Annotated in this window: 8 protein-coding genes; 4 read left to right on the top strand and 4 right to left on the bottom strand. The window is 73.7% G+C overall.

All coding sequences use genetic code 11. From position 1 onward, the window contains the following. Positions 1 to 14: 14 nt before the first annotated feature. A complete protein-coding gene (locus tag ACFPCY_RS09705) occupies positions 15 to 2108 on the top strand; it encodes a type I polyketide synthase (protein ID WP_378253465.1) in 2094 nt (697 codons plus the stop codon). Between the two features lie 13 nt (positions 2109 to 2121). Further along, positions 2122 to 3216, top strand: coding sequence for a glycine oxidase ThiO (gene thiO, locus ACFPCY_RS09700; RefSeq protein ID WP_378253463.1), 1095 nt, complete (start codon positions 2122 to 2124; stop codon positions 3214 to 3216). Between the two features lie 91 nt (positions 3217 to 3307). Here thiO and katG read toward each other — a convergent pair whose 3' ends face one another. The 3 genes from katG to ACFPCY_RS09685 all read right to left on the bottom strand — a co-directional run bounded on the left by katG (position 3308) and on the right by ACFPCY_RS09685 (position 6670). After that, complete coding sequence (gene katG, locus ACFPCY_RS09695; protein WP_378253461.1) at positions 3308 to 5509, bottom strand: catalase/peroxidase HPI; 2202 nt, start codon at positions 5507 to 5509, stop codon at positions 3308 to 3310. Between the two features lie 18 nt (positions 5510 to 5527). Next, positions 5528 to 5974, bottom strand: a complete 447-nt coding sequence (locus ACFPCY_RS09690) for a Fur family transcriptional regulator (RefSeq protein ID WP_378253459.1) — start codon at positions 5972 to 5974, stop codon at positions 5528 to 5530. Between the two features lie 96 nt (positions 5975 to 6070). Further along, positions 6071 to 6670: a TetR/AcrR family transcriptional regulator gene (locus tag ACFPCY_RS09685; RefSeq protein WP_378253457.1), complete on the bottom strand. Its 600-nt coding sequence runs from the start codon at positions 6668 to 6670 to the stop codon at positions 6071 to 6073. A 138-nt stretch (positions 6671 to 6808) separates the two neighbouring features. On the opposite strand from ACFPCY_RS09685, the gene ACFPCY_RS09680 reads away from it, so the two are divergent. Both ACFPCY_RS09680 and ACFPCY_RS09675 read left to right on the top strand, forming a co-directional pair. Continuing rightward, positions 6809 to 7777 carry an AurF N-oxygenase family protein gene (locus ACFPCY_RS09680; protein ID WP_378253455.1) on the top strand — a complete coding sequence of 323 codons (969 nt, stop codon included), beginning with the start codon at positions 6809 to 6811 and terminating at the stop codon, positions 7775 to 7777. Positions 7778 to 7865: 88 nt separating this feature from the next. After that, positions 7866 to 9302, top strand: a complete 1437-nt coding sequence (locus ACFPCY_RS09675) for an FAD-dependent oxidoreductase (protein WP_378253453.1) — start codon at positions 7866 to 7868, stop codon at positions 9300 to 9302. Here the strand turns inward: ACFPCY_RS09675 and ACFPCY_RS09670 are convergent. Next, positions 9260 to 10687: a protein kinase domain-containing protein gene (locus tag ACFPCY_RS09670; RefSeq protein WP_378253451.1), complete on the bottom strand. Its 1428-nt coding sequence runs from the start codon at positions 10685 to 10687 to the stop codon at positions 9260 to 9262. The genes ACFPCY_RS09675 and ACFPCY_RS09670 overlap by 43 nt on opposite strands. Positions 10688 to 10752 lie beyond the last annotated feature (65 nt).

Raw genomic sequence — 10752 nt, 5'->3', positions numbered from 1 at the left:
CCGGAGGACGCCACATGAGCACGGCAGCAGGGCCTCCGCAGGGGGCCGGCGAGATCGACGTCGAGGGCCTGTACGGGCGCCTCGCGGACCGCGGGCTGCGCTACGGGCCCGCTTTCCGCGGCCTGCGCTCGGTCTGGACGGACGGCACGGAGGTGCACGCCGACGCGCGCCTCGACGGCGGCGGGGACGGCGGTGACGGCTACCTGCTGCACCCGGCGCTGTTCGACGCCGCGTTGCAGACCGCCCTGGTCCCCGGCCTGGACGGCGACGGCGGCACGGTCCTGCCGTTCGCGCTGCGCGGCGTCCGGGTGCACAAGGCGGGGGCGCGGGCGGTGCGGGTGCGGACCGTCCCCGGCGAGGGCGGCGCGGCGCTGACCCTCACCGGCCCGGACGGCGAGCCCGTCGCCAGCGTGGACGGCCTGGTCCTGCGGCCGGTCACCGCCGGGCAGCTCGACGCCGCCGCGCAGGGCACGCGGCTGCTGCGGCCCGCCTGGCAGGCCGTCCCGCAGCCGGGACCGGCCGCCGAGCGGCGCGCCTGGGCCTTCCTCGGCACCGACCACCTCGGCGTGACCGGCGGGCTGAAGGCGGCCCGGCGCCCCTTCGACGCCTACTCCTCGCTGCGGGCGCTCGACGCCGCGCTGCGCGACGGGCGCCCGGTGCCGGAGATCGTCGTCGTGTCGTGCACCGACGAGGACGCGCCGGTCCGGTCGGCGGCGCAGCGCGCGCTCGGGCTCGTCCAGGACTGGCTCGCCGACGACCGGCTCGCCGGGGCGCGGCTGCTGCTGGTCACCAGCGGCGGGGTCGCGACCCGTCCCGAGGAGGACCTGTCCGACCTGCCCGGCGCGGCCGTCTGGGGCCTGCTGAGGACGGCGCAGTCCGAGCATCCCGGACGGTTCGTCCTGGTGGACGTGGACGACCCGGAGGACTCCGGCCGCGCGCTGGTCGCCGCCGCCGCGACCGGCGAACCGCAGCTCGCCGTCCGGCAGGGCGCGCTGTCGCGGCCCCGGCTCGTCCGCTGCCCGCCCGCCCCGAAGCGGACGACCCTGTCCGGGACGGTCCTGCTGACCGGCGGCACCGGCGCGCTCGGCCGCGTCTTCGCGCGCCACCTGGCGACCCGGCACGACGTGCGGCACCTGGTGCTGCTCAGCCGCCGCGGTCCCGCCGCGCCCGGCGCGGCCGAGCTGGTCGCCGAGCTGGACGCGCTCGGCACCCGCGCCGAGGTGATCGCGTGCGACGCCGCCGACCGGGCCGCGCTGGAACGCGTCCTGGCGGGGATCCCCGCGCCGTCCGCCGTGATCCACTCGGCCGGGGTCGTCGCGGACGCCACCGTCGGCGCGCTCGGCCCGCGCGGCCTGGACCGCGTGCTGCGGCCCAAGGTGGACGCGGCGCTCAACCTGCACGAGCTGATCGGCGACCCGGACTGCGCGTTCGTGCTGTTCTCCTCGGTCGCCGGGCAGATCGGCAACTCGGGGCAGGCGAACTACGCCGCCGCCAACGTCGTCCTGGACGCGCTCGCGCACCGCCGCCGCGCGCTCGGCCTGCACGGCGTCTCGCTCGCCTGGGGCCTGTGGGCCGACGACGGCGGCATGGGCTCGGCCCTCTCGGCCGCCGACCTGAACCGCGTGCGCCGCTCCGGCCTCGCGCCGCTCGCCCACGAGCAGGGCCTCGCGCTGTTCGACGCGGCGCTCGCGCGCGACGAGGCCGTCCTCGCGCCGGTCCGGCTGGACGAGGCGGCGCTCGCCGGGGACGGCGTCCCGGCGGTGCTCGCCGATCTCGCGCCCGCCCGCGCCGAGCACCGCACCGCGACCGCCACCGACGCGCTGCGCCGCCGCCTGGCCGACCTGCCCGAGGCCGAGCGCGACCTGGCCGCGCTGGAGTTCGTCCGCGCCGAGGCCGCCGCCGTCCTCGGCCACGACGGCCTGGACGACGTCGCGCCCGACCGGGAGTTCGGCGCGGCCGGTCTCGACTCGCTCGGCAACCTCGAACTCAGCCGCCGGCTGTCCGCCGCGACCGGGCTGCGGCTCCCGGCGACCCTGACCTTCGACCACCCGACGCCCGCGGGACTGGCCCGCCACCTGCGGCGACTCCTCCAGGACGGATCACGATGAACCGGGACGGAGCATGATGGACATCGTCATCGCCGGGGGCGGCGTGATCGGCCTCGCGACCGCCTGGCGCGCCCAGCAGCGCGGCCTGTCGGTCACCGTGATCGACCCCGCGCCCGCGAGCAAGGCGTCCCACGTGTCGGCCGGGATGCTGCCGCCCGGCAACGAGCAGCTCTACGACCAGCCGGAACTGCTCGCGCTGTACCTGGCGTCCCGCGACCTGTACCCGTCGTTCGCGGCGGAGCTGGAGGAGTTCGCGCCGTCCGGGTACCGCCGCGACGGCGTCCTCGACGCCGCGTTCGACGACGACGCCCTGCACACCCTGGACCACCAGCACGCGTTCCAGAAGTCGCTCGGCATCGCCGTCGAGCGCGTCTCCGCCGAGGAGTGCGCGCGGTTGCAGCCGGCGTTCGCCCCGGCGCTCGGCGGCCTGCTGTCGCCGGACGACGGCGCGATCGACCCGCGCGTCATGACGGCGGCATTGCAGACCGCGCTGAAGAAGCTCGGCGGGACGGTCGTGCACGAGCGCGTGATCCGCGTGGACGGCCACACCGTCCTGCTGGGAGACGGCGGCGTCGTCCCGTTCGACCGGCTGGTGCTGGCGGCGGGCTGCTGGACGCACCGCATCGAGGGCCTGCCCAAGGGCGCGATCCCCGAGATCCGGCCGGTCAAGGGCCAGATCCTGCGGCTGCACTCCGACCCGCCGCTGCTGAACCTGACCGCGCGCGCCCTGTCGGGAGGCTCGTCGCTGTACCTGGTCCCGCGCCTGGACGGCGAGCTCGTCGTTGGCGCGACCTACGAGGAGCGCGGCTACGACGAGACCGTCACCGCCGCCGGGACGAACGAGCTGCTCACGCGGGCCGCCGCCGTCCTGCCGGGCGCCGGCGACCTGCGGTTCGCCGAGATCAGCGCGAGCCTGCGGCCCGGCTCGCCGGACGACCTGCCCGTCATCGGCCCGACCGCCGTCCCCGACGTGTACCTGGCGTCCGGGCACTTCCGGATGGGCGTGCAGCTCAGCCCGGTCACCGCCGAGGCCATGGCCGCCCACCTGACCGGGACGGCCGTGCCCGACCCGGCCGTCCCGTTCTCGCCGCTGCGGTTCGGCGGCTGACGGGACCGCCGCACAGGCGGACGGCGTCCGGGAGCGGGGTGCCCCGGACGCCGTTCTCCGTCTCTACGTCTCTACGCCCTGCCCGCCGAGGTCAGCGGACGTCGAACCGGTCGAGGTCCATGACCTTGGCCCACGCCTTGACGAAGTCGGCCACGAACTTCTCCTGCGCGCCGTCGGTCGCGTACACCTCGGCGACCGCCCGCAGCTCGGCGTTCGCGCCGAACACGAGGTCGACGCGGCTGCCGGTCCAGCGGACCTTGCCGGTCGCGGCGTCGACGCCCTCGAAGAGGTTGTCGTCGCCGGTCGCCCGCCACTCGGTGTCGAGGTCGAGCAGGTTGACGAAGAAGTCGTTGGTCAGCTTCCCGGGCGTGCCGGTGAACACGCCGACCGGCGAGTCCTGGAAGTTCGCGCCCAGCACCCGCAGGCCGCCGACCAGCACGGTCATCTCCGGGGCGCTGAGCGTGAGCAGGTTCGCGCGGTCCAGCAGCAGGTACTCGGCGGGGAGCCGCAGGCCCTTGCCGAGGTAGTTGCGGAAGCCGTCGGCGGCGGGCTCCAGCGCCTCGAACGACTCGACGTCGGTCTGCTCCTGCGAGGCGTCCACGCGGCCCGGCGTGAACGGCACGGTGATCTCGACGCCGGCGTCCCGGGCGGCCTTCTCCACGCCCGCCGCGCCCGCCAGGACGATCAGGTCGGCCAGCGAGACGCGCTTGCCGTCCGTCCGGCCGGAGTTGAACGCCTCCTGGACGCCCTCCAGCGTCCGCAGCACCGCCGCGATCCTGTCGGGCTCGTTGACCTCCCAGCCGATCTGCGGCTGGAGCCGGATGCGGGCGCCGTTCGCGCCGCCGCGCTTGTCGCTGCCGCGGAAGGACGACGCCGCCGCCCACGCCGTGGACACCAGCTGCGACACGGTCAGGCCGGAGCCGAGGACGCGCGCCTTCAGGTCGGCCACGTCCGCGTCGTCGATCAGCTCGTGGGTGCGCTCGGGCAGCGGGTCCTGCCAGATCAGCACCTCGGACGGCACCTCCGGGCCGAGGTAGCGGACGACCGGGCCCATGTCGCGGTGGGTGAGCTTGAACCAGGCGCGCGCGAACGCCTCGGTCAGCTCCTCCGGGTGCTCCAGGAAGCGCCGGGTGATCTGCTCGTACACCGGGTCCACGCGCAGCGCGAGGTCGGTGGTGAGCATCGTCGGCGCGTGCTTCTTCTCCGGATCGAACGGGTCGGGCACGGTGCCCTCGCCCGCGCCGTCCTTCGGCCGCCACTGGTGCGCGCCCGCCGGGCTCTGGAACAGCTCCCACTCGTACCCGTAGAGGATCTCCAGGAAGGAGTTGTCCCACCGCGTCGGCGTGGTCGTCCAGATGCCCTCCAGGCCGCTGGTGATCGCGTCGCCGCCCTTGCCGGTGCCGTGGCTGCTCTTCCAGCCGAGGCCCTGCTGCTCGATCGGCGCGGCCTCGGGGGCCGGGCCGACGCTCTCGGCCGGGCCCGCGCCGTGCGTCTTGCCGAAGGTGTGGCCGCCGACGATCAGCGCGACGGTCTCCTCGTCGTTCATCGCCATCCGGCGGAACGTCTCGCGGATGTCGCGGGCCGCGGCGAGCGGGTCGGGCGTGCCGTTCGGGCCCTCGGGGTTGACGTAGATCAGACCCATCTGGACGGCGCCGAGCGGGCTCTCCAGCTCGCGGTCGCCGGTGTAGCGCTCGTCGCCGAGCCAGGTGGTCTCGGGGCCCCAGTAGACGTCCTCGTCGGCCTCCCAGGCGTCCACGCGGCCGCCGCCGAAGCCGAACGTCGGGAAGCCCATCGTCTCCAGCGCGACGTTCCCGGTGAGGATGAGCAGGTCGGCCCAGGACAGCGCGGCGCCGTACTTCTTCTTCACCGGCCACAGCAGCCGCCGCGCCTTGTCGAGGTTGCCGTTGTCGGGCCAGCTGTTGAGGGGGGCGAACCGCTGCTGGCCCGAGCCGGCGCCGCCGCGCCCGTCGTGGATGCGGTAGGTGCCCGCGCTGTGCCAGGCCATCCGGATCATGAACGGGCCGTAGTGCCCGAAGTCGGCGGGCCACCAGTCCTTGGAGGTGGTCAGCACCTCGGCGATGTCGCGCTTCACCGCGGGCAGGTCGAGCGTCTGGAACGCGGCCGCGTAGTCGAAGTCCGCGCCGAGCGGGTTGGCGACCGCCGGGTCCTTGGCGAGGATCTTCAGGTTGAGCCGCTCCGGCCACCACTGGCGGTTGCCGCCGCCCTGGGTCGGATGGGGGGCGCGGGTGTGCGCCACGGGGCATTCTCCGCTGGTGTTCTGGTTCTCAGACATGGGGGAACCCTTCGGGGTCTAGACCGATGAGGAACTCTGAGCGGCTGAGCAGTCGGGGCACAGGCCCCAGAAGGTGACCTCGGCCTCGTCGATGGTGAAGCCGTGGTCGTCGGAGGCGGTCAGGCAGGGGGCGGCGCCGACGGCGCAGTCGACGTCGGCGACCGCGCCGCAGGAGCGGCAGACGATGTGGTGGTGGTTGTCGCCGACGCGGCCCTCGAACCGCGCCGGGCTGCCCGCGGGCTCGATCCGCCGGACCAGGCCGGCGGCGGTCAGCGCGTGCAGCGCCTCGTAGACGGCTTGCAGGGAGATGTGGCCCACCCGGTCCCGGACCCCGGCGGCGAGGGCCTCGACGCCGAGGTGGTCACCGGCGCGGACGGTCTCGAGCAGCGCGACGCGTGCGGCCGTGACCCGGAGGCCGGCACCGCGCAGCTCCTCGGCGATGGTCAGGGGCTGCGGTGCGCTCATGCCGCCCAACCTACGCCCTCAAACATGAACGGTTCAAGAGACTGAACCGACCAATTCAAGTCGGTGTTCTCGCAGGTCAGAGCCGTGTGATGCGGATCAGGCCAGCTCCGCGACCATGCCGAGGGCGTTGCGCAGGTACCGGCGCAGCACCTCGGGGTCGTCGAAGTCGTAGGGGCCGCGGATCAGCACGATCGACAGCGTGATACGGAACAGCGCGTCGGTCAACATCTCGACGTCCACGGGCGGGATCCGCCCGGCGTCGATGTGCCGCTGGACGATCGGGGCCGCCAGCTCGGAGATCCGCCGGATCGGGCCGTCGGCGTTGAGGGTGAACTCCGGCAGGACGATCTCGGGGACGTCCCGCAGCGCCGCGTTCAGCAGGGCGTGCCCGCGCGCGTAGCCGACCACGAACACCAGCAGGTCGGTGGCGTAGTCGGCCGTCCAGGACATGCCCTCCAGGCGCGGCGCGAGCGCCTCCAGGAACCGGGTGAGCTCGCGCTCGACCAGCGCGTGGCGGATGTCCTCGACCGTCCCGCCGTACTTGTACAGCGTCGGCCGCGAGATGCCCGCCTTGCGGGCGATCGCCGACAGGATCCGTCCGGAGGCGAAGCCGCCCTCGATCAGGCACTCGGCCGCGGCGTCCAAGATCCGCTGCCGCATCCCCCCGGACGCGTCGCCGCGCGGCCCGCCCACCACCCCGACCTCCCCATCGTCTCGCTGGGGCGAGTGTCCCACATCACCGTGGCCGGGCGATCGTCCGGCCTTGACCTGCAAGTGATCAGGTACTTACAGTCGACCCACGAACTGTAAACGAACTCGTGGGCGGAGGCGGTCGTGAAGATCGACCAGGACTACCGGGACACGCTGCGCGTCCTCTCGGAGGGCTCGGTGGCGCGGCGCTTCGACCCCTACCTCGACATCGACTGGGACTCGCCCGAGTTCCAGATCGACCCCGAGGACCCGCGCTGGATCCTGCCCGACTGCGACCCGCTCGGCGCGCACCCCTGGTACAAGGCGCAGCCGGAGAAGCGGAGGATCGAGATCGGGATGTGGCGCGTCGCCAACATCCAGAAGGTCGGGCTCCAGTTCGAGAGCGTCCTCGTCCGCGGCATGATGCAGTACGCGATGCGGCTGCCGAACGGGACGCCCGAGTTCCGCTACTGCCTCCACGAGATGACCGAGGAGTGCAACCACATCCAGATGTTCCAGGAGCTGGTCAACCGGACCGGCCTGGCCGTCCCCGGGATGCGCAGCGACTACCGCGCGACCTCGCACTTCTGGCACCTCGGCGCCTACCTGCCGATCATCTTCTTCATCGGCATCCTGGCCGGGGAGGAGCCGATCGACCACTTCCAGAAGGAGGTGATCCGGGACGGCGAGAACCGGCCCCCGGCGCTGCTGCGCACCATGGAGATCCACATCGCCGAGGAGGCGCGGCACATCTCCTTCGCGCACCGCTTCCTGCACGACAAGGTGAAGCGGCAGGGCAGGCTCGGCCGGGGCGCGACCTCCCTCGCCTACCCGATCATCATGCGCTGGCTCGCCGGCGCGATCATGACGCCGCCGCGCGACCTGCAGTACCGGTTCGACATCCCGGCCTCGGTGATGAAGGAGGCGTTCTGGGACAGCCCCGCCTCCCGCGCCATCATGCGGAGCTACTTCGGCGACGTCCGGATGCTGGCCGAGGAGCTCGGCCTGATGAACCCGGTCTCCACCCGGCTCTGGCGGGCGCTGAAGATCGACGGCCGCCCGTCCCGCCACCGCGGCGAGCCGCACCGCCCCGCCCGCACCACCGCCGCCTGACGCCCCACCGCCGCCTGACGCCCCACCGCCGCCTGACGCCCCACCGCCGCCTGACGCCCCGGCGCCGCCCGACCCGGAAAGATCCCCCATGCCCCACGTCGTCACGCAGTCCTGCTGCAACGACGCCTCGTGCGTCCACGCGTGCCCGGTGAACTGCATCCACCCCACCCCGGACGAGCCCGACTTCGGCACCGCGGAGATGCTCTACATCGACCCCGCGGCCTGCGTGGACTGCGGGGCCTGCGTGAACGCGTGCCCGGTCGGCGCGATCAAGCCGGCGGGGGCGCTCGGCGACGCCCAGCTCCCGTTCCTGGAGATCAACGCCGACTTCTACAAGGACGGGCGGCGGCGCCGCACGATCCTCGCGCCGCACGAGAAGCCGCTCCAGGTCGCGTCCCGCGAGTCCCTGCGCGTGGCGATCGTGGGCTCCGGGCCGTCCGCGATGTACGCGGCGGACGAGCTGCTGACCATTCCGGGCGCGCGCGTGGACGTCTACGAGCGGCTGACCACGCCCTACGGCCTGGCCCGGACGGGCGTCGCCCCCGACCACGCCGAGACCCGCCGGGTCACCGACGTCTTCGACCGCATCTCCCGCCAGGACGGCTTCCACCTCCATCTCGGCGTCGAGATCGGCAAGGACGTCACGCACGCCGACCTCCTGCGCGACCACCACGCCGTCCTCTACGCGACGGGCGCCTCGTCCGACCGCCGCCTGGACGTGCCGGGCGCGTCCGGCACCGCCACGGCGACCGAGTTCGTGGCCTGGTACAACGGCCATCCCGACCACGCCCACCACGAGTACGACCTCTCCCACCCCCGCGCCGTGATCATCGGCAACGGCAACGTGGCCCTCGACGTGGCGCGCATCCTCACGTCCCCGCCGGACTCGCTGGCGTCCACGACGATCTCCCGCACGGCCCTCGAAGCGCTCCGGACGAGCGCGATCGAGGAGGTCGTCGTGGTCGGCCGCCGCGGCCCCGCCCACTCGGCCTTCACCCTGGCCGAACTCGTCGGCCTGACCGCCGCCGCTGATGTCGTCGTCCCGCCCGCCGACCTCGTGGGCCTGGACGAGTCGTCCCTGAAGCACCGCACGATCCGCGCCCTGCCGTCCGAACCCACGGCCGGAAGGCGCGTCATCCTCCGCTACCTCCTCGCCCCGAGCGAGATCACCGACACGGGTGTCACCTTCACCCGCAACGCCCTCGACCCGGAGACCGGCCGCACCGTCCCCACCGGCGAGACCGAGCACCTGAAGGCGGGCCTGATCCTGTCGTCCATCGGCTACCGGGCCCGCCCGCTGCCGGACCTGCCTTTCGACGCCGACCGCGCCGTAGTCCCCAACGACCGCGGCCGAGTCCTGGACGCCACCGGCGAACCCGTGCCCGGCGCCTACGTCACCGGCTGGATCAAGCGCGGCCCGACCGGCTTCATCGGCACCAACAAGACCTGCGCCCGCGAGACCGTCCGGGAACTCGTCGCCGACTACAACACCGGCCGCCTGAAGCTCCCCGCCCTCGCCAGGTAGGCGTCAGCGGCGCGGGACGTGGAAGGCGGCGAGAGTGGGGCCCGACAGGGCACCAGGAACGTTCCGGCGTTCGTGAGGAGCCACTGGTCGTCGCCGGAGGACGAGGCCAGTGGGTGGCTCCAGAGCAGCTTCCCGGTCCGCTCGTCCCAGCAGTAGAGGCCGGGGTCGGCCGTTCCCGAGACGGCGGTGCAGACCAGGCCGTTGAGGGCCAGCAGCGGCGCGTTGTCCGCGGCGGGGGTGTCGGCCGTCCAGAGGCGGCGTCCGGTGCGGGCGTCGAGCGCGACGAGCTTGCGGTTGTCCAGGGTGTAGGCGCGCCTGCCGTTCACGATGAGGGTGCGGTCGCGGTTCCGGGACGCGGACGGCGTGAAGGACCACCGGTGCTCGCCGGTGGTGGCGTCCCAGGCGTCGAGCCTCGTCCCGGCCAGGTAGACCGTGCCGTTCGCCACGGTGACCCAGGGGGCGCCGGTGCTGTAGTCGTCCGGCACTTCGGCTCCCCAGAGCGTCTTGCCGGTGGTGACGGACAGCGCCTCGATCCCGTTGCCGGGGCGTCCGGCCAGGGCGATGTCGCCGCCGTGCAGGCTGAGGTCCGCGGTGACGTAGGGACGGCTCCAGCGGACCGCGCCGGTCGCGATGTCGAGGGCGTAGGCGGTGGATGTCGAGGGCGTAAGCGGTGGCGTAGTGGGTCGTGGCGTCGTCGCGGTCGGCGAGGGCGATGAGGCCGCCGCCCCGGACGCCCTGCAGTTCGGTGTCGGCGGGGTCACCGGCATGCTGGCCAGAGCCGTGGCCTCCTGCTCCCGCGCCGCGACCTCGCGCCGGAGCGCCGCCGACACCAGCGCCGCCGACACCAGCGCCGCCGGATCACCCGGCGCGAGCGACTCCAGGACCACCGCCAGACCGGGCCGCTTCGCCGGATCCTTGTCCAGGCAGGCGGCCACGAGCGCCCGCAGCGACGCCGGCACGCCCTCCAGCTGAGGCTCCTCGTACATCACCCGGTACAGCAGGGACGCCGAATCCCCCTTGCTGAACGGTCCGAACCCGGTGGCCGCGTGGACGAGGACGCCGCCCAGCGCGAACACGTCGGCCGCCGTCCCCACCGTCCCGCCGCTGATCTGCTCGGGCGCCATGAACGCCGGCGTCCCGACCACGCCCCCGGTGCCGGTCAGCCGCGACGCGTCGAGCGCCTTGGTGATCCCGAAGTCGATGACCTTCGGACCGTCCTCGGCCGGCAGGATGTTCGCCGGCTTGAGGTCGCCATGCACCAGCCCCACCGCGTGGACGGCCTGCAACGCCTCGGCGAGCCCAGCGCCCAGAACTCGCAGCGCGGGCTCCGGTAGCGTCCCGAGCCGGGCGACGGCCTCCGAAAAATAACCCCGTCTATAAGGCATCCGTCCGACCCTGATCGCTCGCGCGATCGACGTGCCGAGCGAACCTGCTCGCCACACTTCGCCAC

Source organism: Actinomadura gamaensis (assembly GCF_042652125.1).
Lineage (GTDB): Bacteria > Actinomycetota > Actinomycetes > Streptosporangiales > Streptosporangiaceae > Spirillospora > Spirillospora gamaensis.
Note: the sequence above shows the minus strand (reverse complement) of the source record. Positions and strands in the feature narration are given on the sequence as shown.